Genomic DNA, 25267 nt, shown 5'->3' with positions numbered 1-25267 from the left:
ACCACTTCCCATTTCGACGAAGCAATGGAGTACAGCTATGCCAACTTTCCCGAACAGCACCCTACAGAACAGCACTTTACAAAACGGCGACGCCCCTGACCGGCAGCGACGGACCGTCCGGTGGGTTGTGGCCATTGCGGCCCTGGCGCTGCTTTTCGATGGTTACGATCTTGTGGTTTACGGGACGGTCGTCTCGACTTTTATGCAGGATCCGAGCCAGCTCGGCCAGCTCTCCGCGGCGCAGCTCGGCGCACTCGGCAGCTACGCCCTGATGGGTGTGATGGTGGGAGCCCTCACCGCGGGCGCCATCGGTGACCGCCTGGGCCGCAGGCGCATGATGCTCATCAACATCGTCTGGTTTTCCGTCGGCATGGCCGCAACCGCGATGGCCCACGATGCGGCGACGTTCGGCGTCTGGCGCTTTGTGACCGGCCTCGGCGTCGGCGCGCTGGTGGCGACAGCCGGCGCGATGATCGCGGAGTTCGCCCCGGCGGGCAAACGCAACTTCTACAACGCCGTCGTCTACAGCGGCGTGCCGGCCGGCGGCGTGCTGGCGTCTGTCCTGGCCATCATCCTCAGTGACGCGGTGACCTGGCGCGGGCTCTTCTGGATCGGCGCGCTCCCCATCCTGTTCCTCTTCCCCCTGGCCCTGGTGAAGCTCCCCGAATCCCCGCTGTGGCTCTTGTCCCGCGGACGTCCGGCAGCGGGCGAACGAGTTGGCTTCCGGGCGCTCGCCGGCAAACGCTACCGGCTCCCCACCACACTGCTGGGGATGATGAGTTTCTGCGGACTGCTGCTGACCTATGGCCTGAACACCTGGCTGCCGCAGATCATGGCGCAATACGGCTATGACAAGACCTACTCGCTGATGTTCCTCCTGACACTCAACTTTGGGGCGATCATCGGCGGGCTCCTGGCCTCGCGGGGCGCGGACAGGCTGGGCGCCCAGCGGGTCATCGCCACAACGTTCGGGCTGGCAGCACTGAGCCTGGTCCTGCTCACGCTCGGTTTCCCGCTGCCCGTGCTTCTGCTCTGCGTCGCCATCGCCGGTGTGGGCACGCTGGGCACCCAGGTACTCATTTACGGATTCGTATCCAATTACTACGTCACCTCGGCACGTGCTGCAGGCGTGGCCTGGTGTGCCGGATTCGGACGGCTGGGTGGAATCTTCGGACCGCTCATTGGTGGCTTGCTGATCAGCGCCGGCGTGGAAACCCACGTCGCGTTCTACGTCTTCGGCAGCATCGCCGTCCTCGGGGGCCTGGTGACGTTCTTCGTACCCGGGAAGCCCACGGATGCGGCCATGGAACCCACCCCCGAAAGTGACGCTGCGCCATCCCGCGCAGTTACTGAAGGCTTCGTTAGCGAACCGTGGAGCGGGCAGACGGCAGCCGTAGCCGAGAAATCCACTAGCATCAATGGGAATGAATGACTGGGAGCCGCAACGAAGCCTCGTAGGCCGCAGCCGGGAGCTCGCATCACTGGAGACGTTCCTGTCTGCGGCTCTGGCCGGGCGCCGCATGACGGCGCTCGTTGACGGACCATCCGGAATAGGAAAATCCGCCCTGATCAGTGGTTTCCTGTCCCGGCACCCCGAGCTACTGGTTCTGCGCGCCAGCGGGGTCCACTGGGAATCCGGCGAGGCGTACGGCGTCCTGCAGCAGCTGCGCTCCAGCGCAGGGCAGGGGACGCCGCTCGCACCGGATGGGCCGTCGGAACCCTGGCAGGATCCGCTCACCGCCGGCATCGACTTCATGCAACTGCTGGGCGAAGTTCAGCAGACGGCGCCGCTCGTGATCATCGTCGACGACGTGCACTGGGCGGACATCGAATCCCTGCAGGCCGTATCTTCGGCACTGCGGCGGATGACCACCGGCCGTGTTCTGCTCATTCTCCTTGGCAACACAAACCATCCCGGGGAACTGCCCGCAGGAGTTCCGGAGTTCATGGCCGACTTCGGTGGAGAGGTCATGACGCTGGGCCCTCTCACTGCGCCGGATATACAGCGCATGGCGGCAACCGCAGGTCCCGTCCTGTCCCTGCCGGCCGCCCGGCAATTGCTGGAGCATACCCAGGGCAATCCGCTGTATATCCGGCAACTTCTTCAGGAGTGTCCGGCCTCAATGTGGCTGCAATGGCAGGCCGGGCTGCCGGCGCCCCGCGCGTTCGCAGCGACGGTCCTGCAGAACCTGGCCTCCTGCAGCCCCTCGACGAGGGCCTTCACTGAGGCCGTGGCGACCTTGGGTCTGACGGCACGCCTTGCTGATGCTGCCGCCCTAGCGGACCTCGACGAGCCTCTGGGCGCGTTCGAAGAGGCCTGCACCGCGGGTCTGTTGGCCCGCTCACAGAGCGGAGGCCTCTACACGCTGAGTTTCCCGCATCCCCTGGTGCGGGCGGCCATCTATGAGAGCCTGGGACCGCTTCGGCGCGCGCTGTTGCATCGCCGGGCTGCGGACATCATGGACGACGAAGGCCAAAGGCTCTTGCATCGCGTGGCCGCAACTCCACTACCGGATCAGGGGTTAGCCGGCGACCTTGATGCTTTTGCTGCCCGGCAGGCAGCTTCCGGCGCGTGGTCCGCCGTCGCCGATGCCCTCATCAAAGCCAGCCGGCTCAGCTTGTCCAAAGAGGACCGTCAGTCCCGCTTGCTGCTGGCCGTCGATGCCTTGATTGGAGCCGGGGACCTGGACTCGGCCAGTGCGTTGATTCCGGAGGTGGAAAGCTTCGATCCCAGTCCGCTACGCGACGCCGTGCTGGGCTATCTCGCTATTCTGCGCGGACGCCCCAACGAAGCCGAGCAGCTGTTGACCAGCGCCTGGCAGCTGCGCAGCCCAACAGACCCTCCGGAGGTTTCCGCCCGCATTGCCCAGCGCCGCGTACTCCATTCCCTCGCTCAATGGCGCGGACCGGCCATGGTCCGCTGGGCGGAGCAGGCAACGGAGCTGGCCAAACCGGGCGATCCGTCAAGGACCGAGTCCCAGGCCATCGTGGGGCTTGGACTGGGCGCCGCCGGCGAGACCCAGGAGGCCCTGGACACGTATGACCGGTACTGTTCCCAGGACAATCCGGGCGCCCAGTCCCAACGCGTTAGGATGGGCAGAGGCTGGTTGCTCCTTGCCCTCGATAAGCCTGAGTCCGCCCGAATAGAGCTGGAAAGCGCCGTTCCCACCGAGTATCAGATGGGATCCGCGCGGATCTCCCTCTTTGCCCGGTCCTGGCTTGCCCGAACAGAATTTGTGCTCGGCAACTGGGACGCGGCGCTGCATATGTCCACCCGCGCAGCCTCCCTCGCGGAGAGCTCGGGGATTGAACTCCTGCGCCCCCTGGCGCACTGGACCGCCACCGAAATCTACGCCCTCCGGGGCGACTGGGAAGCGGCCTCGGAACATCTGCGCAGAGCATCGGCCACCTCCGGCAACTACGAGATGATGTTCATTCCGGCCTGCCTGGCGCGGGCCCAGTTTGCCCAAGTCCAGGGCGACTACGAAGCAGTGGTCCGCGCCCTGCAACCGCTGGAGCTTCTCCAGCCACGCCAGGGGATAGATGAACCCGGCTTCTGGCAATGGCACGATGTGTATGCCAATGCGCTGGTCATGACGGACCGGATGCAGGACGCGCACGAGTTCCTGGTGCCGCACGAGAAACTCGCGCTGCTCCGCGGACACCGCTCGACCATCGCCCGTCTCGCGTATGTCCGGGGACGCATATTCGGCGCCGAAGGGGACATCGAGGCTGCGAAGATGTCCTTCGAGCACGGTTTGGCGCAGCTGGACGGACTCCCCATGCCCTACTGCCGGGCAAGGGTGAAATTCGCCTACGGGCAGACACTTCGGCGGGCCGGCAAACGCCGCGAAGCTTCCGCACAGATGCAGGATGCCAAAGACGCGTTCACCGTTCTAGGGGCACACGCCTATGTTGAACGCTGTGAACGCGAGCTGCGGGCCGGCGGCCTGAGTTCCGCCCGGCGCGAAGGTTTGGACTTCAGCGGGCTCACGGCCCAGGAACAGGCCGTGGCCAAACTGGTATCCGGCGGCTTAAGCAACAAAGAGGCCGCCTCGGAACTCTATGTGTCCGTCAAAACCGTGCAGTACCACCTCACCAGGATCTACTCAAAACTCGGGATCCGTTCCCGCAGCGAACTGGCGGCCAGCTTCCGGAACGGGGCGGAGCGCTGAAGCAGCACTCCAACATAGCTTCAACGGTATTCTGGCCGCCACAAATTATCAGGCTTTATGGGAAATGAACCTCCCGGAGTCTCCCGCAGCCGCGTGGACATTCCCGATGAGTTAGTCGCGACTAGCTTTTGAGGCGTAGGCCTTGTCCGCCAGGACCCGTTCGGGCCTTGTCGGGGTGCTGGTAACGGTGCTGTCCCCAGCACCGCTACTTCGTCCTCTTACGTGCCGTCGCCGGGATGTGTTGTCGGGTGTGGTGGTTGTGAGGGCGGCCGAGTCGTTACGGCAACTCGCAGACGGCCGGCTCGCCAAGCAGCCACAAAATCAGCAGAAATCATTTTCGGCACCTGCGCCTCCAACATGTCCCGTATACGCCCCGCACCGCGGCGACCCCGCAGCGTCTTGCCGTGGGCGCAATTCCACGGAAGTGGGCCACCAAGCCGGGAATCGCCCTTCACTCAAGCCTCTCTGCGGCAACCGTTTCCTTGCTCCCGGGTCGCCCCGTCTTGGCCGTCTGAGTCTCGGTGGCGGAGTTCCGGCGGGCGACCACCATGGAAGCGACGACGCCCAGGGTCATTGCCGCCGTGGACCACATGATGGTGCCAGCCGATCCGGCCACAGGGCTGGTCGGAGTGCCCGACGATGGGCTGAGAGCTGCGCTCCATGGGGTCTCGGTGGTGAATGCCTGAGTGGAAAGCCACCACCCGTTGACCTCGTAGAGAACCCCGGCAGCCAACACCAGGACCAGACGCGAGGCCGGGTTGGTATCCAAGTTGCGCGGGTCCGTCACTGCCTGCATGAAGAGGCAGCCGGCCAGCAGGGCCAGCAGCGTCATGGTGCTGTAGCCAAGCTGGCTGCTCGCGGACCATTCCGACAGCGGGCTGTAGTAGATGGCGAAGACGGATCCGGTGAGGATCAGGACTGCCAGGTAGGGGTCCCTGCCGAGCGGGGTCAGGAAGTGCCGCCGGGTACCGGTCAGGAATTCCCGGGCCCCTGTGCTGCCGTCCGTTCTTGGACGGATGGCCAGTTCGGCCAAGGTCAGCGGTGCTGCCGGGACGAGCAGCAGGGGGACCACTGCGGTGAGCATCATCTGTGTCAGGACATGGGTGTCGAACAGAAGGCCTTGGTAGATGTGGAGGCCGCCGTTGGTGACGGTGAACAGGACCGCGTTCCCGGCCAGCCAGAGAACGGTGCGGTGGGCGGGCCAGGACCGCCCGGCGGCGCGTAGCCTGCGGACACCGGCGAAGTAGAAGAAGACGGCGAACCCGCAGACAAGGACCCACAACGCGTCGGGGGCCCACTGGGAGATGTATGCCCAGATTCCGGGCTCTGGTAGCAGCTCGGGATTGGCGGTCGGGGCTCCCACAGGGGCCGGCGGTGCCGTGCGGGCCAGGGCGGCGGCCATCCCTGAGGCAGCGCCCATTACGGCCAGTTCGGCAACTGCCAGCCGAAGGAAGGGCCATGCGGCCCGGTGTGGGTCCCTGTCGAGGCGTTTCAGAGTCCACCGCCGGTGGAGCGCCCCGAACACGCCTAGGCCAATCAGCGCTGCAGCCTTGGCCAGAATGATCACACCGTAGGGACTGAGAAGGTCGTCGACTGAGCGGATGCGCGCCACGGCGGCCAGGACCCCGGAAACCGTCAGGGCCGTGTAGCAAATCAGTGCCAGGGTGGAGTAGCGCTGCACTGTCGGACTCAGGCGGCGTGCCGGCAGCGAGGTCCGGAGCATGATCAGCGCCAGCAGGCCGCCGATCCAGACGGCCGCGGTGCCCGTGTGCAGGATGAGGGCAGTGGTGGCGTCCGCGTGGCCCGCTCCGCCGGTCGCGTGGGATCTCAGCACCAGGGGCACCAGACCGGCGAAGGCCGGCAGTGCCACGATGGCCGCCACGTGCGGACCCTCCAGGCAAAAGCAGGCCAGCGCGACGGCGGCAGCCATCACCGCGGTGAGAGTACCGGCACGCCCGGCCTCGACGTCGGTCAGGAAAGACACGAACTCCGGGCCGAATCCGGCGGAAACCGGCCTGTTGGCAATGAACAGGAAGCTGGCACCCGTGTATATCGCGGCAGCGGCAGCCCAGACCGTCGCCGACCATCCGGCAAACCGCAATGCCGCTGCCTGCACGGGCGCGTTGCGCGGCAGTGCGAAGACGGCGAGCACCAGTGTCCCGATGGTGCAGGCACAGGCGAGGTTGAACACCAACTTCCCCAGCGGCAGTCCCCACGTGACGGCCGGGCCGGTGCGGTCAAGAACGCCGGGATCCGCGCTTCCGCCATAGCTGTAGGCCCATGCCAGCGCCAGCACCCCGGCAACCACGATCGCCGCTGCGGCCCCGACCCTCGACATCCGTGACATTGTGCTCTCCTTCCGGTCCGCGCCAGGGCGAACGCTTCGGCCGCGGTCACCGCCACGGGAAGCGCTGTACTGCGTGTATCTAAGGGTCCCTCCTTGGAGAACGTGGGAGGGCGTGGTGCCCGGCAACCAGTGGAATGCGTTGCGCATCCCGCCGGAGGCCGGACTGCGGTGGGACCAGGGTTACTCCGGGTCAGTTCTTCCGCAGCGTGCGTGTCCGGACCAGGGCCGTACCCCCGGCCGCCAGGCCGAGTGCTCCAGCGGCGAGTCCGAGGACGCCGAAGGTGTTGTCGGGCGCGGGCGTGAGCGGCGTGGTAGAGGATGCTGCTGTTGTGTCGGCGACGGGTGCCGCCTTGGGGTTCGCGTCGGCCGCTGCGGTGGTGACGAAGGAAGGAACCGGGTACTTGGGTTGGGCCTGGCCCTGGGTTTCGGCCTCGTTCCAGTTCACGACCGTTCCGTCGGAGTAGGTCTGCGCAGCCGGCAGCGACACGGTCGTGTCCGCGGCGGGGAGCCGGCCGACGGAGATCGAAAAGGTCTGGTATTCGTGCTGCCCGATCTGGTGGGCGGCGTCCGCTGTCCATGTGACCGAGGCCGCTGCCTTGGTGATGGTCGCTCCATCCACGGTGACCGGGGCGGGGAGATTTGCTTCGGTGATCTCGGCCGTCCAGCCGTCCATGGGCTTGACCGAGACCGAGGTGAACGGGGTCCCGGTGGGCAGGGTGACGGTGAGTTTAGTGGTTTTGGCCGTTTCGGATTCGTTGGGGACCTTGAACGTCAGCTGGGAGAAGCCGCCGGCGGTTGTTGAGGCCGGGTCCACGCGGACGTGGGCGGATGCGGCACCGACGCCCAGGGCCATGAGGCCGGCTGCGGTGGCGAGGACGGTGACGGTTTTCAGGGCGCGAGGGGTTGAAATGTTCATGACGCAAGCCTTTCTGGGTGCTGCCGCTTTCAGACGGCGGACAGCGCGGTGATGGGTGGAAGGCAATCAGCGCCCCGTGCGCCCATCCGCAGACCGAGCAGGCAGTCAGGGCATGGCGCGCGGGGAGGCCGCGGTGGGCGGCCCCCGCAGGCTGTCAGCCCGCAGGTTCCGCCGGGGCAAGGGCACCAAGACCGGGCCCGCGGCAATGGGCCGTTGGCGGACGGGAATGATTCCTGCGGGCCGGGGCAGCTTCACGAGCGGGCAGAGCCATGCCACGAGTTGCCACAGGGCCACTTCGCCCTTGCGCAGCAGCCACGCGGTGGAGACTAAGGCGAGGACGTGGCCGGCCAGCAGAACCGGTGAATCGGCACCGCCGGTATGCACGGGCATGGAAGACGGCACGGCTGCGAAGCAGTCCAGGCCCATGGCCCGTCCGTCGTGATGAGACACCTGATCAGTCAGTGATGGGAGGCAAATGGCCCGGGGCGACAGGGACGTGAAGGCTTCGTGCAGCATCAGCTGGCCGGATCCCAGCATGCCCAGCAGGGTCAGGAATGACAGCTGCCGGCGCGCCAGCCAGGTGACCGGTGTCAGCAAGAGCCCGGCCAGGACGGCCATGACCGCCGGTTCGGGAAGCGTCCCGCCGCCGAGCACATGCCCCGCGGCAGCCAGGGACATCGTCGTGCCCGTGATCAGTGCCGAGCGGAAAAGGCGCAGATTGTCGCGAAGATCCATCTGTGCCTCCTCCCATAGGGCCCAGACCGGTGTAATAACTCCGACGCTAATCCGGTCAGCGTGGGAAATCCTTGGACCGCAAGGTTTCTCCGTCTGACCCGGCCGGGAGCAGCCGTGACCGGTCAACCGGGCGCGTTCCGAAGTCTCCCGCTGTCGGCGATGCCGAAAAGGGGAAGCAGGACCTGGTCCACGATTTCCTCCAGGTACTGGTCGCTGATCGGTTCGTCCGTGAAGATGAACCGCTGCCTCAGCAGGGCCGGTCCGGTCTCGATCCGCCGGTCAGTGGCGACGGCGGGGTCGCATTCGCCGCGTGCTATGGCCCTGTTGACCAGCTCGCGGATGATCTCGGTGCTGTTGCCCCGGCTGTATTCCCTGACCTCGGCGCCCACGGCAGGGTTCTGCAGAGTCTCGCCGAGCAGCCCGCGGAGCGCGAGGCCTGCCGGGCCGTCCAGTTGACGGGCGGTCTGGTGCATCACGGCCAGGAGATCGTCACGCAGGCTGCCCGTGTCGGGGAGCGGCGTTTCGCCGGGCAGTGCGTGATAGACGGCGTCCATGACCAACCGCACCCGTCCGGGCCAGCGCCGATAGAGTGAGGCTTTGCTGGCCCTGGCGCGCTCCGCGACGCGATCCATGGTCAGCGCGCCGTAGCCTGCTTCGGCGATTTCGGCCAGGGCCGCGTCGAAGATTGCCGCATTCAGGGCGGCGCCGCGGCGGCGGGGGTGTTTCCGGTGATCCTCATGCCGTTCGGGGCTGTCAATGGTCCCGGCGGCGCCGCGGGCTTCCGCCGGGGACACGCGGGCCATATCAGCTCCCGTTTCCGGCCGCGGTGACGGTCCCGGTGGTGCCGTTGACGGCGACCTGTTGCCCGTCGGTGAGAGTGGTGGTGCCGTTGCGGGTTCCCATCACCGCAGGTATCCCGTATTCGCGGGCGACGATGGCCGCGTGCGAGCCGATCCCGCCCGTATCGACAACCACTGCGGCGGCCCGCTGGAACAGCGGGGTCCAGGAGGGGTTGGTGTAGGGGCAGACCAGGATTTCCCCACTCTGGAGGGTGCCGAACGCGGCCGGGCTGCCGATGATGCGCACGACACCGGTCGCGGAGCCCCGGCTGGCGGCCGAACCCGTGACCAGCGCGCTGCTATCGGCTGGATGTTCGGGGAAGAGGGCGTTGAGGTCCAAGAGCGGCGTGCCCGCCAGGTCCGCCCGTTTGGCGGCGCGGGCGAGCACTGTTTGCCGGTAGCGGTCCCGGTCGGTGGCCGGCAGGGTGCCGGGGTCGCTGATGGTGCGGAGTTCTTCGTCGCGCAGATGGAAGACGTCGTGGGCCTCATCGAGCACTCCGGCGCTCCGCAGCCGTTCACCGAGTTCGCGCAGGGCCCGCCGCAGCGGGGGCAACAGCATCGTGGCGTAGAAGTGCGTATCTTCCCGGAAAGCCATCCCGGCCCTGGCCGTGTCTACGGTGTCCAGCACGCGGCGCCGGAGCCCGGGGTTCGTCAAGGCCGGGTGCGCGGAAAGTTCGCGCAGCGCGTCACCGGTCTGGTCCGTCGTCTGGCCCGGGTTCCCGGTCAGGACTTTCACCAGACCCAGAACCACCTCCGGGGCCTCGGACCAGGTGGGTGCGCTGCTCAGGACTGCGCTGGAGGTTTCCCGGTGACCGTACTCGGTGAGGAAGCCACGGAGGCTTTGGTTGAAATCCGCGTACCGGGGATCACCGGAGACACGGTGGACCAGCTCCGCCGCCTCGAGTCGGTCAAAGGATGTGCGCAGGCTCTCATCCGCCCGCACGAGGTCGGCGAGGCGCTCCAGTTCCCGGTTTGCCTGGCTGGTGCGGGTGGGGGCGCCGGCGATCAGCGCCGGTGCCAGGTGCCGTTTCCCCATGAGGAGCAGCATCGGCCGCAGCTTCAGCTGCGATATCAACACGCCGGGAAGGTAGGACACCCGTAATTCCCCGATCGGCCCCAGTGCCTCGTACGTCGCCCGCACGTGCCCGAGGAGCTGCTGCCAGTTCAGCTGCCGTGGATCCTGGCTGTTGAGCCGGTCCACTTCGGTGAGGAACGCGGCGAACCGCTCGTCATGGGTCCAGTTCGAGAGCCGGAAGCGGCGTGCCCTCGCAGCGATCGATACCGGTGCGGCAAGGACCCTGATGGTCGGGCGGGGCACGGGCGGGATCAGCCTGAGAACCACACCGTCTTCTTCGGGTAGCACCTCCGCGACGGACGGAAATGCGACGCCGATGCTGCCGGCCATACGCTGGAGCATGGCGACGATGCCTTGTTGCAGCCACCCGGAGACGTCCAAGGGGTAAGGGCGCTCCTGGAACATTTCGACGAAGAACGGCCCCATCCCCTTCTGGAAAACGTTGAGTTTCTGGGGCTCCTGCGGCAGCGCCGTCATCGGGCGGGCCTGCAGAAGATACGTCCGGCCTCCGGCCACGGCCCATTCCATGTCCTGCGGCGTCCCGAAGTGGGCCGTGACCTGGCGGGCGATTCCGGCCAGGCGGGCCAGCTGCCTCTTACTAAGAAGCTGACCGGTGCCAGGCTCGCCGGCTGTTTCGACGGTCCCGCCTTTTGGTGTCGCACGGATGACCGTCTCGTGCCCTCCCGGCGTCCATTGCCTGACCCGGGCGTGGGAATCGAGGACGTAGTGTTCGGGCGTGACCCGTCCTGAGACCACGGCCTCGCCCAGGCCCGCACCGGCATCGATGAGGATCCTGTCCCGCCGTCCGGTGAGCGGATCGGCGCTGAACATTACTCCGGCCGCATCGGCGGAGACCATGGTCTGGACCACGACGGCAATCGCCACATCCTCGGGCCGGATCTTCTGGCGGTGGCGGTAGGAGATGGCCCGGTCCGTCCACAGCGAGGCCCAGCAGCCGGTGATTGCCCGGATCAGTGCGTCCTCGCCCAAAATGTTCAGGAAGGTGTCGTGCTGCCCGGCAAAGGCAGCGCCGGGCAGGTCTTCGGCGGTGCCACTGGAACGGACCGCCACCGGGCCCGCGCCGAGCCGCCGGTAGGCGTCGGTGATCGTGCGGCGCAGCTGCTCCGGCAGGCGGACCGAGCCAATCGCCTCCCGGATCCGCGCGCCGTCGGCCCCGGTCTGAAGCAGCCCGGCGAGTGTGCCGCCCGGGCCGGTGTCCTCCAGCATCGAGGCGTAGGCGGCGGTAGTGACGATAAAGCCTTCCGGCACCGGGAACCCGGCCCGGAGCAGTTCGCCCAGGTTCGCGCCCTTGCCGCCGGCCAGGCCGACGTCCGCCGAACCGAAGTCAGTGATGGCGGCAACCAATGGCTTCGCGGAACTGGCGGGGCCGGTGTGGGTGCGTTCTTCGGTCATTCGGGGCTCCTCGTGTATTTCGGGTATTTGTTTGGCCCGTTGAAGCATCGGGGCCGGGCGCTGGCCGGTCCGCGGGCGCCGTCGTGCGCAGTTCACGCTCGGGCAGAAACAGGGCCAACAGGAAAGCTCCGGCGAGCAGGAGGGCCGCGTAACCGAAGACCGGCGGCAGGGCCGCGGCGAATGCGTCCCTGACCGCAGCCCTGTCAGCCGGTGGCAGGGCAGCGAGTCCCTGCGGTGTGAGGGCGTTGAGCCTGTCGCCCAGGCCTCCCGCCAGGCCCGGAGGCACCGCACGGCGGAACCGTGCGGCAATAAGGGAGCCGAGGAGGGCCACACCGAGGGAACTGCCGAACTGTCGAAGGAACGTGACCGCCGCCGTGGCTGATCCAAGATTCCGGACATCCACCGTGTTCTGCACGATAAGGATCATCACCTGCATGACCAGACCGATCCCGAGTCCGAGCAGGAGCATGGCAACCAGGACGGGGCCGGGCCCGCCGGAGACGGTGACAGTGCTGAACATCCACATCCCCGCCGCCGCCAGCGCCGTCCCGATGACCGGGTACGGCTTGTAGCGGCCGCTGCGGCGAATCAGTTGCCCGGAAAGCACCGTGGTCAGCAGGATCCCGCCCATAAGGGCGATCAGCACGGACCCGGACGCGGTCGCGGGCATGCCCATGCCGATCTGCAGGAAAGCCGGAAGATAGCTCAGGGCCGCGAACATGGCAAAGCCGATCAGGAAACTGATCGCGACGGGCAGGGCGAATGCCGCGTCGCGGAACAGCCGCAGATCGAAAACCGGGTCGGGGGCCTTCAGCGCGGTGATGAGCCATCCTGTCAGTGAACCGGACGCGGTGAGAGCCAGAAGCGGGGCCAGCCATGCCGGCCCGGTATAGACGGCCGCGCTGCACAGCATGATCACCGTGACAATGACCAGAGATAGGAAAGCGGCGCCGGCATAATCAGCCCGGCGGCCGCGCCCGACCCGGGGCAGGTGCAGGGTCAGCGACACCACGGCCAGGGCCGCCAGGCCCAGCGGGACGTAGGAATAGAAGATCCAGCGCCACGATAGCCGGTCGACCACGGCGCCCCCGGCCAGGGGCCCCGCGACGACGGCCAGGACATAGGCCGCCCCGATATAGCCCAGATAGCGCCCGCGCTCGCGGGGGCTGACCAGTTCACCAATGATCGACTGTGCGCCGATCATCAGCCCGCCGCCGCCGAGCCCCTGCACGGCCCGGTAGACGACGAGCTCGGGAACCGTTTGTGCCGTCCCGCACAGCACGGCACCGAGGATGAACAGCAACAGCGAGCCCTGCAGCACCGGCTTCCGGCCCAGGACATCGCCGAGTTTGCCTGTCAGCGGCATGGCCGCCGTCGCAGCGGCGAGGTATCCGGTGATGATGACCGGCATCTGGTCCAGGCCGTTGAGGTCACCTGCCACCGCGGGCAGCGCCGCGGCCATGACCGTCTGATCCAGGGCACCGAGGAACATGACCAGCAGGACGCCCGGGAGCGCGGCCTGGATAGGCGGCCGGACCTGCCCACCTTGGACCTGCGTGTTCTTCACGGCCGCCCCGTTCACAGAAACAAACTGTTCTCTAAAGCGTAGAGCGCCGCGACAAGAAACAAAAGGTTCTCTATACGGGTAGGTGGGGGGAATGGCCGAAATCCGAACGGTTGGCGGAGCCGATCTTGAAATTCTCTTTCGCTCCGGCGACGAGCATCTCATCATCTTCCACGGCGGACATAAGCGCGCCGACCTCCAGATGGGGCAGGAATTGTTCGTCGATGCCGGTTGGCCTGTGCTCCAACCGCCACGGCCCGGTTACGGACGAACGCCACTCTGAACTGCTAGGACTTTCGCGGCGCGGCATCCGCACCTGGTGCGCGGTCTGATCCTGCAGGGCTCGACCAGCATCGAGGCTTCGCCGGAGTGGGTTCCGCGAGCGATCGCCGGATAAAGCTGGTCCCAGCGCAATGCGACAGTGGGTTTCATCCAAGACGGGCCAGTGCGCCGGCGGAGCTGCTGCCGGGCTCGGCAGTGTAGGTGAGGATCCTGTGGCCCGAATCGTCCGGCACGGTCAGGACCTCAAACCCCAGTTCCAGTATGCCGAGATCGGGGTGGTGCATGGTCTTGTGGCCTGTCATGCAGTTCGCCACGGGGTGTTCGGACCACATCACGGCGAACTCGGGGCTTTTGAGGGTCAGCTCCCCCACGAGTGCTGCGAGGTCGGTGTCGTCGGCGAACCGTCCGGAGAGCAGCCGGAGTGAGGCTACGGCCCTTCCTGCCTCGGACCGCCAATGCGGATAAAGGCTGCGGGTGGGTCCGTCCAGGAACAGCATCCGGGTCATGTTCGGGCGCAGGGACGGAGCTTCCGGGGACTCGAAGTCCAGATGCGGGGCGACCAGGCCGTGGCCGGCCGCATTCCAGGCGAGCACTTCCGTGCGCTTGCCGAGAACCACTGCCGGCACTGTGTGCATGCTTTCTATCAACCGCTTTGTCCCGGGTCTGACGTGGTCGGGCCGGCTGCGGGCTGACTTCGTGGTCTGCCGCCTGATCCCGGACAGGTCCGAGAGGTGTTTTCTTTCCACTTCGGTCAGGGCGAGGGCCCGGGAGAGGGAGTTGATGACGGAGTCGGAGGCGTTGACGTCCTGACCCTGCTCCAGCCGGGCGTAGTAGGTCACGCTCATCCCTGCCATCATCGCCACTTCCTCGCGCCGCAGCCCGGGAACCCGCCGGGTCCCGTAGTCCATCAGTCCGACGTCGCTGGGGGCCAGCGACGCACGCCGTTTGCGGAGGAAGTCGCCCATGGCGGCTGGTTGGTTCATACCCCCGAGTATTCCCGATCGCCGCCGAACAGGGGTAGCACTGCCAGTGCTACCCACGACACGGCGTGGCTGTTCGTAGCCGACACCTGCACGGTGGACAGGAAACCCGTACCGCACGTTAACGATTGGAAGCCCTGTCATGACAGCCCAGGACACCTCACTTCAACCGCAGTTCACGCACCCAAAGCAGCCTGCCCGGATGACGGGCCGGCAGCGGCTGATCATGGCCCTGCTGCTGACAGCCAGCTTCACTCTGGCGGTGGACTTCTCCATTCTCAACGTGGCCCTGCCCCGGATCGGCGCCGACGTCGGCTTCTCCCTGGAACACCTGCAGTGGATCGCAACATCCTTTGCGCTGTGCGCGGCGGGCTTCACCCTCTTTTTCGGCCGGGTCGCTGACCTGTTCGGACGCAAACGCCTCTTCATCGCCGGCATGGCACTGCTGGGAATCGGCTCCTTCGTTGGCGGATTCGCCACGGAACCGGGCCTGCTGCTGGCGGCCCGCGTCGCCCAGGGCATCGCCACCGCCGCCGTCACACCGGCCGCACTGTCACTGCTCACGACTTCCTTCCCCGAAGGGCCGCAACGGGACAAGGCCCTGGGCCTGAACGGATCCCTGATGGCCGCCGGCTTCACCGCCGGTGCGATCCTCGGCGGCCTGCTGACCGACCTGCTCAGCTGGCGGTGGGCATTCTTCATCAACATTCCCGTCGCCGTGTTCGTCCTAGTCCTCGCCCCGAAACTCCTGACCGAATCCTCCCGAGGGACCAGGACGAAACTCGATGCCCCCGGCGCGGTCACCGTCACCCTCGCCCTGCTCCTGCTGGTCTTCGGCCTGACTACCGCCGGCCAAAAGGGGTGGTCCGACCCGCTGGCCTGGGGACCACTGGCCGCCGGCGCGGTGCTGCTCCTCGTGTTCTTCTTCATCGAGAAGCGCACTGCCTACGCCCTCGTCCCCGTGACCATCCTGCGGCGGAACAACATCGCCTGGGGCAACATCGCGGGGATCCTAGCGTTCGCCACCGAAACCTCACTGGTCTTTGTCCTCACCCTCTACCTCCAGCAGGTCCTCGGCTACACCCCGCTGGGGGCAGGACTGGCGTTTGCCGTGCTCGGCGTCGGCACCGTCGTCGGCGGCCTCATCGCGCCGAAACTCATCGGCAGGCTCGGCGCCAAGACCACCATCATCACCGGACTCGGCATCCAGGCAGCAGCCACCGGGTCCCTGCTCTTCATCAACACCAGCCCGGCCTCGCTCATCATCGTGCTGATTGGAACCTTCATCGGCGGGGTGGCCAACCTCGCCGCCATCGTCGGCTTCATGGTCACCGCCACCACCGGGCTTCCCGACACCGAACAAGGCCTCGCCACCGGACTCACCACCATGAGCCAACAGGTCGGCATCACCATGGGCATCCCCGCCATGAGCAGCATCATCGCCGCATCCCTCTCCCACCGGACTGCCGAACACTCCCCGGCACAGGTTCTCGACGGCGTTCTTCCGGCCATCGGCGTCAACGCAGCCCTCTGCCTTGTCGCCGCCGTTCTGGTCAGCTGTTTCCTCCGAACCCCTGAACGGGCCGCCGTCTGACGCACAACGCTGCTTCGGGTGGTGAACGGCTGGCCGACCCGCAAGCCATGGTTCGCGCCGCAAACACGCGGCCCGGTCCCCTTCCTTACGGTCATTGATACCGGTTGTTCCACTCAAAGGCCTCGCCGGGATGCCTGTTGAAGGGACCGGCTTACGGGAATCTGTAAGCTTTGTGAGTGCTTCCCACCGAGACTGCTCGACTACGATTCCGTCAGATGACTTCAGCGGACCTCGACAGCATGAGCGAGCTGCTGGGTGATCCGGCGGTGATGACGTATTACCCCGCGCCCAAGTCCAGGGACGAAGCTGCGTTGTGGATAGCGTGGAATGAAGCCAACTACGCCGAGCACGGCTACGGGCTATGGATCGTGGAAACCCACGACGGCATGTTTCTGGGTGACTGTGGCCTGACCTGGCAGGAAGTCAACGGCCGCTCCGAGCTGGAGGTCGGCTACCACATGCGCACCGACGTCCAGGGACGCGGATACGCGACCGAAGCCGCCGCAGCCTGCAAGGATTTTGCGCGCGATGAACTGCACGTTCAACAGCTCATCGCAATCATCCATCCAGAAAACGTTTCTTCACGTCGGGTGGCCGAAAAGATCGGCATGCAACGTATCAGGGACGACCACGGCGGCGCCATCGCCGTCCGTACGGTGCTCGGAGTCCAGCTAGGTGCCCGACGGGGGTTCCCTGCGGGCGCCTAAACGGCCAACCAATCCTGCGATATATAACCCCCAATCGTCCGCGAATAGTCACACCCTTGCGGGCCGGACCGAGGGACGGAACGGCACCATAATGGGGGACATGACATCCGCATCGGGCGAAGGAGCCCCCATATCCCCAGGCCTTGTGCCAGAACTCCTGATCACCGATCTCGTCACGAGCCTCCACTTTTGGGTTACACTCTGCGGTTTCGAGATTCTCTACGACCGACCGGAGGAGGGGTTCGCGTATCTTCACTCGGGAACGGCGCACGTCATGCTCGAGCAGATCGGGGTCGGTCGAAATTGGGTCCCTGGCACTCTTGAGAGTCCGCTGGGCCGCGGTGTTAATTTCCAAGTCGGTGTACCTGCGATAACACCTTTGGTGGAACGTCTTTCGGCGGCCGGCTGGCCGCTCTTCATGGCCCCGGAAAACAAGTGGTACCAAACGGGCGACACAGAGGCCGGAGTTTCACAATTCCTGGTCCAGGACCCCGATGGGTATCTCATTCGATTCGCTGCACGGTTAGCCACTCCCGTACGCTGATCCACGGCAGAAAGAAACCGCCCGGATATTCCGCGAATGAACAGCCATCGTCGGCTTTGAACCGCGCTGAATGCAATAGCGGTCGTAGTGGGTATCCTCTGACCTGTCCGCGGCCTGTGCAGGCGCCCTTGGGCCAGATCCCGGGCCCGGGAGCTCGCCCAGCACCGGCAACGGCACCGTATCCAGTGGCCGCTGCCGGTGTTGATGATCCCGATGACGAAGGGCTTCCGCAGAAACAGGGAGAATCCCGCATCTCCGTAGTCCGTCAGCCCCCGCCGGATGCCGCGCGTCGGCTCGGCCGCCGGTTCAGTCACGGGCTCCTCATCGGAAGGCCGGAATCCCGGTGATGTGGTTGCCCAGTATCAGCGTGTGCACCTCGTCCGTTCCCTCGTAGGTGCGCACGCTCTCGAGGTTGTTGGCGTGGCGCAGCGGGGAATAGTCCAGGGTAATGCCGTTGCCGCCGAGCATGGCGCGGGCATCGCGGCAGATCTTGATCGCTTCGCGGCAGTTGTTCAGCTTGCCCACGGAGATTTGGTGCGGCTGGAGGACTCCGGCGTCCTTCAACCGACCCAGCTGCAATGCCAGGAGCGTGCCCTTGTTGATCTCCAGTGCCATGTTGACCAGCTTCTCCTGGGTCAGCTGGTAGCCGGCGAGCGGCTTGCCGAACTGCAGGCGCTGCTGCGAGTAGTCCCGGGCGGTGAGGTAGCTGTCACGTGCCGCTCCCATAGCGCCCCAGATGATGCCGTACCGGGCCTCGTTGAGGCACTCGAACGGGCCGCGGAGGCCCTTGGCGTTGGGCAGCATGGCACTCGCCGGCAACCGGATGTCCGTCAGTTCGATATCGCACTGAATGGACGCGCGCATGGAGAGTTTCTGCTGGATGGGCGTGGCCTTGAAGCCGGGAGTGCCGGTGGGGACGACGAATCCGCGGACGCCGTCGTCGGTCATGGCCCAGATGATGGCCACCTGCGCCACCGAGGCCAGCCCGATCCAGCGCTTGCTGCCGTTGAGGATCCAGTCGTCGCCGTCGCGCTTTGCGAAGGTCAGCATGTTTCCGGGGTCGGACCCGGCGGAGGGCTCGGTGAGGCCGAAGCAGCCGATGGCTGTTCCGGCGGCCATGCGCGGAAGCCACTCGTTCTTCTGCTCTTCCGATCCGTGCTTGGCTATGGCGCTCATGGCCAGCGAACCCTGGACGCTGACAAACGTCCGCAGACCCGAGTCGCCGGCTTCCAGCTCCAGGGCGGCCAGACCATACTCCACCGAGGTCCGGCCGGGGCATCCGTAGCCCTTGATGTGCATGCCGAGCAGGCCCAGTTCCGCCATGCGCGGCACAATCTCCAGCGGGAACTCCGCGCGCTCGTACCAGTCGGCGATATTTGGTTTGATGACGGAGTCCACGAATCCGCGGACTTTCTCCCGCAGGGTGAGTTCCTCCGGCGTGAGCAGTGTGTCGATGCCGATGAGGTCTGAAGTGTCAGTCATGGTTCTACTTTCCGGTGGGTGTGGGTTGGAGGGCTGCCCGGTTGTTCCGCTCCGGGAAGGTCGCGCCGCTGTGTTCGCCGAGCAGCGGCGGCAGCCGCCGGTACGTGGCGGGCGTTTCCGAGAGCTGGATGGGGTTGGCGACCTGTCGGGAGGTTCGGGGGCTGGACCCGTCCGCAATCTCCACCACGGGCTCCAGCCCCAGATCGGCGGCCAGCTGGATCGCTTCCACGATGGAGTTGACCTTGCCGGCGGGTACGCCCGCCTCGCTCAGCCGGCCCGACCATTCCAACGCCGGCTTTTTCCGAAGCTGCTCCTCAAGCAACGTCTTCAGCTCGACCCGGTGGGCTACCCTGTTCGCGTTGCCGCGGAACCTGCTGTCGTCCGACAGTTCGGGAACGCCCAGCACCCGTGTCAGGGCGGCAAACTGCTTGTCCGTTCCGACCGCCAGGGCTAGGGGCCCGTCCGCGGTGTGCAGCGTCTCGTACGGCGCAATGCTGGGATGAGCGTTGCCCATGCGCTGCGGGGATTCGCCGGTGGCCAGGGTGCTGGATGCCTGGTTGACGAGCCCGGCAAGCAGCGAGGACAGCAGGTTGACGTCAACCCGCTGGCCCCTGCCGGTCTGGTCGCGGCTTCGCAGCGCGGCAAGGATGCCTACCACCGCGTTTTGGCCGGTCACCACGTCCACCAGTGCCACCCCCACCTTGCTCGGTTCCGACTCCGGGGATCCGGTGACGCTCATCAGTCCCCCCACGGCCTGGACCAGGAGGTCGTATCCGGGCAGGTGCGCCCCACCCTTGCTTCCGAATCCCGTGATGGAGCAGTAGACCAGGTCCGGGCGCTCCGCCCGGAGCGTTTCATAGTCCAGGCCGAACCGCTGCATGACGCCGGGCCGGAAATTTTCAATAACGACGTCGGCGGTCAGCGCTATGTCCAGCGCCCGCGCGAGCCCTTCCTCGGTGCGCAGGTCGCACACCACCGAGCGCTTGTTCCGGTTGACGCTGGAGAAGTACGTGCCCGCGCCGTGTTCGTCCACGGGCGGCACCCAGGCTCGGGTGTCGTCGCCGGCCGGGCTCTCCACCTTGATCACATCGGCGCCGAAATCAGCGAGCATCATGGTTGCAAAGGGTCCGGCGAGGACCCGGGAGAAATCCGCCACCTTGATTCCGTCCAAGGGTGCGGCGGCGGGAGGGCCAGTAGGGAAAGATTGTGTGCTGTTCAACGAGAGTCAGCCTCCTTTGGTTATGGTTCTGCAGTCTCAGCTGGAGGAGGTCACGGGATTACTGAGGGTTCCGAGCCCCGTCACGCGGCATTGGGCGATGTCCCCCGGTTCGATATGCACTGCTCCGGGCGTTCCCGTGGAGATAATGTCACCGGGGAAGAGCGGCATTACCTTGCTGTGGAAACTGATCAGGTATGCCGGGTCGTAGCGCATGTGCGACACCGTATTGCTGCGGCGCACCTCCCCATTGACCACGGTGGATACCGTGACCTCGGCCAGGGAGCCGGCGGCATCCTCCACCTCGGCGAGGGGCACGATCCGGGGGCCGAAGGAAAAGAATCCCGGAAAGTTCTTGGAGCGGGTGAGGAACCGCGGATTGCGCTGCAGGATGTCCTCCGCCGTCTGGTCCAGTACCGGTACAACTCCGGCCAGATAGGACAGCGCATCCTCAGGTTCGACATTGCGGCAGTATCGGCCGATCACGACGGCGATCTCCGCTTCGGTGGTGGTGCGCTGGCTCTGTTCCGGGATCGGAATGTTCTCGTCCGGGCCGATGACCGTGTGGTCGCCTTTGATGAACGAGGCCGGCTCGTCGGGCACCGCCTCGGTGAGGTCGGAGGCGTGCTCCACGTAGTTCAGGCCGATCCCCCACAGCATGCGGGGGCGACGGTACGGGGCGCCGTAGGTGACGTGCTCCGGATCGCGGAAGACGGCGTCGTCGGCGTTGGCTGCGGCCGTTTCCAGTTCCCCGAGCAGGTCCCCGGTGAGGACGTCGAGGATGTCGCCGGTAAAGCCCGGGAGCAAGTCGCGGACCAGCGCGGCTCCGCGTCGCGGGTGGACGACGGCCGCCTCTTCGCGGGCCTGCCCGGGAACGGATCCGTCGGGGTTGGCTCCGGCGGGAACGGAACCGTCGCGGATGGAGCAGAGATGAAGGATTCGGGAAGTCATGGAATTGTTCTTTCGGTTAGTAGGAACGGACGAGTCCGCCGTCGCAGCGGATCTGTTCCCCGGTCACGTAGGATGCAGGTCCGCTCGCCAGGAAGGCCACGACTGCGGCGAATTCCTCGGGCTTGCCGTACCGGCCGGCAGGGATCGAGGCTTCCGAGTCCGCCCTCGTTTCCTCCGGCGAGCGGCCGGTGCGTTTGGCCGCCGCTGCGTCAAGTGATCCGACGCGGTCGGTGTCGATGCGGCCTGGGAGCACCATATTGACGGTCACGCCGTCCTTTGCCACCTCCGCCGCCAGGGTCTTGAGGTAACCGGCGAGCCCGGCCCGCCCGATGTTGGACAACGCCAGGTTGGGCAGCGGCTGCTGCACCCCGCTGGAGCCCACTGCCACTACGCGCCCCCAGCCGCGGTCCCGCATGCCGGGAAGCACCAGGGCGGTGAGTCGAATGTGTTGCAGCAGCAGCTGGTGCACGGCGTCAAGGGCCTGTTCATCCGAGACATCCGCGGCGCCACCGGGAGGCGGTCCGCCGCTGTTGAGGATGAGCACATCGATGGGGCCAAAGGCCTCCACCGCCGCCTCCACCAGGGCCGACGGGGCGCCGCCGTCCGTGAGGTCGATGCCGATGCCGACGGCGGAATCCAGACGCGCAGCTTCCGCCCGGACCAGGTCCCCGCGTCGCGCAGCCAGCACCACGTTGGCGCCTTCCTCGGCCAACGCCCGGGCGATGGCGAGGCCTATCCCCGAGCTTGCGCCCGGAACCAGAACGTTCTTTCCCTTCAAACCGGTCTCCATCAGGCAATCACCATCCGAACAGCTTCGAGGTGGGCATCGATCAGGTCCGCCAGCGCTGGCGGCAGTTTCGGAGCGGGCGGCCTCACGATGGATTCAGAGATGATGCCGCGGCGGCGCAGCACTTCCTTGCGCAGGGCCAGTCCTACGCCGGGCTGGGCCTCGAAGTTCACCAGGGGCAGCCACGGGGCGAAGGCCTCGCGGGCGGCGCGGAAGCCGCCGTCGGCCCATGCTGTCAACGCGGCCTGAAGACCCTCGGGATGCGAGAATCCGGTCATGGCACCGGCCGCGCCGGCGGCCAGCTCATCCAGCAGCCCCACTCCCCCGAGTCCGCCGTACACGGGCACGGACGTGGCGCCCGTCAGCCTGGCAATGGCGGAGGCGGTCGGCGGTGCCTCCGACTTGACGGCCACGATGAACGGGCACCGCGCCAGCACCTCAAGGATCTGCACCGCACTGATGTTCACGCCGGACGCCACGGGGTAGTCCTGCAGCACGATTCCCGCGCCCGTTGCCCGGTGCACGGCGGTCAGGTGGGCCGCGAGCACCTCCGGATCGGAGCTGTTGGCCTGCACCATGAGGGCTGCAAGGTTGCTGCCCGCCGCTTTAACCGCGGCACGGGCTTGTTCCAGCGCCACTGCCGTTGACCGGGCCGAAAGGCCCACCACGAGAGGTGCGTCTTCCCCCTCCTCTGAGACGGTCCGCACAATCAGGGCCTGCTCCCCGGCATCCAGGGATGCCCCCTCGCCGAAGACGCCAAGCACCACCATTCCGGTGGCCGGTATTGCGGTGTAAAGCTGCACTTCGCGGCGCAGGGAATCGGTGTCCACGGCAAAATGCGTTCCGCTGAACGGTGTGGCCAGAACTCCCCAGAGGCCGGCGGCGAGGTGCGGGATCGGTGTCGTCATAGTGATGCTGTCCTTTCGGTCAAGGGCCAATTCGGCCAAGGGCCATGGAAACTACGTGTTCAGCGCTGGCCAGCGACGATGTTGCGGCCGGGGCTTTGCGGACGCCGGGTCCGGCGCCTGCGGAGGTCACGTCCGCGCTGCCCTCTTCTCCCGGGACGCGGACACGGCGGGGGCTCCCACCGCTTCGTCCCGGCGATACCGGCGCAGCCCGAGGACATGTACCAGGACGCCCAGGGCAATGATGACTGCCCCGATGCCGATGTAGAGGGGCTCCATGACCAGCATGGGCAGTGACCCGGCGCCCAGCAGAACCCGTTCGGGCCAGCGGGCCGGGCCGAAGAGCCAAGCCCCGGTTGCCACGGCAAGGGAGGCCACAGCCAGGAGCGAGACGGTGAACGCCAGTGCGATCGACCCTGGACCGCCCTGCAGGAGCAGCCCGACGCCGTCATCGGACAGCACAAAGATGAACGGGACCAGGAAGGCCGACAGCGTGTACCGCCAGGTCAGCCACATCGTCTTGATGGGTTTTCCGCCGGTAATGGCCGACGCCGCGAACGGCGACAGTGCGGTCGGCGGTGACACCTCGCTGAGCACCGAGTAGTAGAAGATGAACATCGCGGCCGCGAATGCCGGAACACCGACATCCTGCAGGGCGGGTCCGATAATCACCCACGAAATGATGAAGCTTGCCGTTACCGGCACCGCAAGTCCCAGGAGGGTGACGGAGATGGCGGAGAAGATGGCGGTCAGCAGCAGGTTCCCGCCGGCAAAGTCCACGATGATGTTCGCTAGCTTCAGGCCCAGGCCGGTGAGGGTCATGATTCCGACGATGAGCCCGGCGGCCGCCATGACGGGGATCACGGACAGGGCGCCCATGGCGCCGGTGGCAAGCGCGTCCCAGATGCGCTTGGGCGTCAGCCAGGACTGGCGGTCCAGGAAACTGAGCACAAATGCGAGACCGGTGGCGAACACCACGGCGCGGAAAGGTGTCATACCCATGGCCATGAACACCACGATCGCGATGAGGGAACTGAAGTGGTACCCGAACCGCAGCAGCAGTTTCCCGACCGGCTTGACGTCGAAGTCCACGGCCTTGGTCTTGAACCGCCGGGCATCCATTTCGATCGCGAGGATGATGCCGAAGTAGTACAGGACCGTGGGGATGGTGGCCCAGATGAGCACCTGAAGGTACGAGACTCCAAGCAGCGCGGCGATGATGAAGGCTGCGGCACCGAGCGTGGGCGGGGACATGATGGCGCCGATACCGGCAGCCGCCAGGATGGCGCCGCCGTGTTCCTTCGGGTAGCCTGCCTTGCGCAGCAGCGGCCAGGAGATGCCGCCCAGGGTCACGGTGGTGGCTACGCCGGAACCCGACACGGTGCCCAGCAGGAAGCCGGCAAGGGTCACGGTACGGCCGGGACCCGACTTCGACTGTCCGAAGGCGGAGAACGAGAGGTCGATGAAGAACTTGGTGGCGCCGGAGGCGCCCAGAACGGCGCCGTAGATGGTGAAAAGAATGATGTACGACGCCGCGACGTCGGTGGGAACTCCAAACAGCCCTTGCGTCCCCATGACGTTGTGGCCAACGAGCCGGATCCAGTTAAAGGACGACGTGTTGAACGGAGCAGGGACGAAGGAACCGAACGCCGCATACGCGAAGAAGCCCATCACCACCAGCGGGACGAGGATGCCCACCGTCCGGCGGGATGCCTCAAGCGTGACTAGGATCGCGATCACGCCCATGATCAGGTCAAGGTAGGTCGGCGTGATCGCGCGGCGGAAAAAGCCGTCCCAGTCCGAGATGATGTAGGCGAACGGAACCACGGCAATTGCGGCGAGCAGCCAGTCCAGTATGTGCGGGTTGTCCGAGCGTCCGGACTCCTTGGCCCCGGCCGAGCGGCCCCACCCCCGGTAGACCAGGAACGTCATGGACAGCCCGATCATCAGGAACGCGGGCAGGTAGAACTGGGTGGGCATCGGGTTGAAGACCCAATACAGCGCAAACAGGGACAATGCCACACCGATGGCCTTCACCACGGTGCCGGGGATCCCGCTCAAGTGGCGGGCAGGTTTCTCCGCCTCGAACTCCGCGATCAGCGCCTCTTCATCAATCACCCCGTCCTTATCCGTGGGGTTGACGGCGACATCACCGTCCGCGTCCGTCCGCACGGAGCGTCCCGGGGAAACAGGTGAGGTACGTGCCTGAACGGCGCCGTTGCCGTTGGGTATCTCGGTCATGGGGTCTCCTTGAGGGATAGCACAACGAACGGGTCGCTGTCTTCGACTAACTTCCATAGTTCAAGCGGCGGGGCACCCGGGACGTACACGGTGCGGCGGCCTAGATCCGTTGCTGCCAGCGACAGCCGGCTAAACTCCGCAGGGTGCCCCGGATCAGGGTCGGTCACCCATTCCCTGCGGTCGGTGTCCCCGGCCGCGGACGGCGGTCCGGGAACGGCGTAGTACTCTTCAAGCACCGCCAGCTGGTCGGCGGCCAGCTGCGCCAGGCGGTAGCTTCCATCGTCCTGGGCGGTGTACCGCTCTTCAGCGACAGTGCCGTAAATCGAGTTGCGGTAGCTCACCGCGAACGTGTCCCCGGCAAGGGGAACGCTCGCCAGTTCGCCGCCGTCATTGCTGATCACAATGGCGCGGCTACGGTGAGATTCCGCCGGCGCGCCGGCCACGGCAATTCCACCCGCTCCCAGCATGCCGAGGCATACGAGGCCGACGACGGCGGCGGCTGGCCTAGGCATGG

20 protein-coding genes are annotated in these 25267 nt (G+C 66.4%); 6 read left to right on the top strand and 14 right to left on the bottom strand.

The window, feature by feature from the left end:
- Positions 1-37 precede the first annotated feature (37 nt).
- Positions 38-1432: an MFS transporter gene (locus ACQCSU_RS00345; protein ID WP_426977571.1), complete on the top strand. Its 1395-nt coding sequence runs from the start codon at positions 38-40 to the stop codon at positions 1430-1432.
- Entirely contained in the window at positions 1425-4175 is a 2751-nt protein-coding gene (locus ACQCSU_RS00340; protein WP_426977570.1) for a helix-turn-helix transcriptional regulator, read from the top strand. Before ACQCSU_RS00345 ends, ACQCSU_RS00340 begins: the two co-directional genes overlap by 8 nt.
- Positions 4176-4626: 451 nt before the next feature.
- Here ACQCSU_RS00340 and ACQCSU_RS00335 read toward each other — a convergent pair whose 3' ends face one another.
- The 6 genes from ACQCSU_RS00335 to ACQCSU_RS00310 all read right to left on the bottom strand — a co-directional run bounded on the left by ACQCSU_RS00335 (position 4627) and on the right by ACQCSU_RS00310 (position 13067).
- On the bottom strand, positions 4627-6522 hold the full coding sequence (locus tag ACQCSU_RS00335) for a cytochrome c oxidase assembly protein (RefSeq protein WP_426977569.1): 1896 nt from the start codon (positions 6520-6522) through the stop codon (positions 4627-4629).
- A gap of 190 nt (positions 6523-6712) precedes the next feature.
- On the bottom strand, positions 6713-7438 hold the full coding sequence (locus ACQCSU_RS00330) for a YcnI family protein (RefSeq protein ID WP_426977568.1): 726 nt from the start codon (positions 7436-7438) through the stop codon (positions 6713-6715).
- A 105-nt stretch (positions 7439-7543) separates the two neighbouring features.
- On the bottom strand, positions 7544-8173 hold the full coding sequence (locus ACQCSU_RS00325) for a hypothetical protein (protein WP_426977567.1): 630 nt from the start codon (positions 8171-8173) through the stop codon (positions 7544-7546).
- A 122-nt stretch (positions 8174-8295) separates the two neighbouring features.
- Entirely contained in the window at positions 8296-8976 is a 681-nt protein-coding gene (locus ACQCSU_RS00320) for a TetR/AcrR family transcriptional regulator (protein WP_426977566.1), read from the bottom strand.
- A 1-nt stretch (position 8977) separates the two neighbouring features.
- Positions 8978-11500, bottom strand: coding sequence for a PEP/pyruvate-binding domain-containing protein (locus ACQCSU_RS00315; RefSeq protein ID WP_426977565.1), 2523 nt, complete (start codon positions 11498-11500; stop codon positions 8978-8980).
- Complete coding sequence (locus tag ACQCSU_RS00310) at positions 11433-13067, bottom strand: MDR family MFS transporter (RefSeq protein ID WP_426977563.1); 1635 nt, start codon at positions 13065-13067, stop codon at positions 11433-11435. The genes ACQCSU_RS00315 and ACQCSU_RS00310 overlap by 68 nt, the downstream gene beginning before the upstream one ends.
- 91 nt (positions 13068-13158) lie before the next feature.
- Between ACQCSU_RS00310 and ACQCSU_RS00305 the strand changes: the two genes are divergently transcribed.
- On the top strand, positions 13159-13347 hold the full coding sequence (locus ACQCSU_RS00305) for a hypothetical protein (RefSeq protein WP_426977562.1): 189 nt from the start codon (positions 13159-13161) through the stop codon (positions 13345-13347).
- A 145-nt stretch (positions 13348-13492) separates the two neighbouring features.
- Here ACQCSU_RS00305 and ACQCSU_RS00300 read toward each other — a convergent pair whose 3' ends face one another.
- Positions 13493-14329 (bottom strand): helix-turn-helix transcriptional regulator, encoded by an 837-nt coding sequence (locus ACQCSU_RS00300; protein ID WP_426977561.1) that lies wholly within the window; start codon positions 14327-14329, stop codon positions 13493-13495.
- A 139-nt stretch (positions 14330-14468) separates the two neighbouring features.
- Here ACQCSU_RS00300 and ACQCSU_RS00295 point away from each other — a divergent pair, with 139 nt between their 5' ends.
- The 3 genes from ACQCSU_RS00295 to ACQCSU_RS00285 all read left to right on the top strand — a co-directional run bounded on the left by ACQCSU_RS00295 (position 14469) and on the right by ACQCSU_RS00285 (position 17171).
- Entirely contained in the window at positions 14469-15920 is a 1452-nt protein-coding gene (locus ACQCSU_RS00295) for an MFS transporter (RefSeq protein WP_426977560.1), read from the top strand.
- Positions 15921-16135: 215 nt separating this feature from the next.
- Positions 16136-16627, top strand: coding sequence for a GNAT family N-acetyltransferase (locus ACQCSU_RS00290; RefSeq protein WP_426977559.1), 492 nt, complete (start codon positions 16136-16138; stop codon positions 16625-16627).
- 91 nt (positions 16628-16718) lie between these two features.
- A complete protein-coding gene (locus ACQCSU_RS00285; protein WP_426977558.1) occupies positions 16719-17171 on the top strand; it encodes a bleomycin resistance protein in 453 nt (150 codons plus the stop codon).
- Between the two features lie 321 nt (positions 17172-17492).
- Here the strand turns inward: ACQCSU_RS00285 and ACQCSU_RS00280 are convergent, their stop codons facing one another.
- The 7 genes from ACQCSU_RS00280 to ACQCSU_RS00250 all read right to left on the bottom strand — a co-directional run bounded on the left by ACQCSU_RS00280 (position 17493) and on the right by ACQCSU_RS00250 (position 25265).
- The gene (locus ACQCSU_RS00280) at positions 17493-18653 is read right to left on the bottom strand and encodes an acyl-CoA dehydrogenase family protein (protein WP_426977557.1); all 1161 of its coding nucleotides are present in this window, start codon (positions 18651-18653) and stop codon (positions 17493-17495) included.
- 4 nt (positions 18654-18657) lie between these two features.
- Positions 18658-19809, bottom strand: a complete 1152-nt coding sequence (locus ACQCSU_RS00275) for a CaiB/BaiF CoA transferase family protein (RefSeq protein WP_426977556.1) — start codon at positions 19807-19809, stop codon at positions 18658-18660.
- 99 nt (positions 19810-19908) lie between these two features.
- Positions 19909-20820, bottom strand: a complete 912-nt coding sequence (locus ACQCSU_RS00270) for a fumarylacetoacetate hydrolase family protein (RefSeq protein ID WP_426977555.1) — start codon at positions 20818-20820, stop codon at positions 19909-19911.
- Positions 20821-20836: 16 nt separating this feature from the next.
- Positions 20837-21610 carry an SDR family oxidoreductase gene (locus tag ACQCSU_RS00265; protein ID WP_426977554.1) on the bottom strand — a complete coding sequence of 258 codons (774 nt, stop codon included), beginning with the start codon at positions 21608-21610 and terminating at the stop codon, positions 20837-20839.
- Entirely contained in the window at positions 21610-22515 is a 906-nt protein-coding gene (locus ACQCSU_RS00260; protein ID WP_426977553.1) for a dihydrodipicolinate synthase family protein, read from the bottom strand. The genes ACQCSU_RS00265 and ACQCSU_RS00260 overlap by 1 nt, the downstream gene beginning before the upstream one ends.
- Before the next feature lie 126 nt (positions 22516-22641).
- A complete protein-coding gene (locus ACQCSU_RS00255) occupies positions 22642-24753 on the bottom strand; it encodes a TRAP transporter permease (protein WP_426977552.1) in 2112 nt (703 codons plus the stop codon).
- Entirely contained in the window at positions 24750-25265 is a 516-nt protein-coding gene (locus ACQCSU_RS00250; RefSeq protein ID WP_426977551.1) for a hypothetical protein, read from the bottom strand. Before ACQCSU_RS00250 ends, ACQCSU_RS00255 begins: the two co-directional genes overlap by 4 nt.
- Positions 25266-25267 lie beyond the last annotated feature (2 nt).

Source organism: Pseudarthrobacter sp. O4 (assembly GCF_050157025.1).
Classification (GTDB): domain Bacteria; phylum Actinomycetota; class Actinomycetes; order Actinomycetales; family Micrococcaceae; genus Arthrobacter.
Note: the sequence above shows the minus strand (reverse complement) of the source record. Positions and strands in the feature narration are given on the sequence as shown.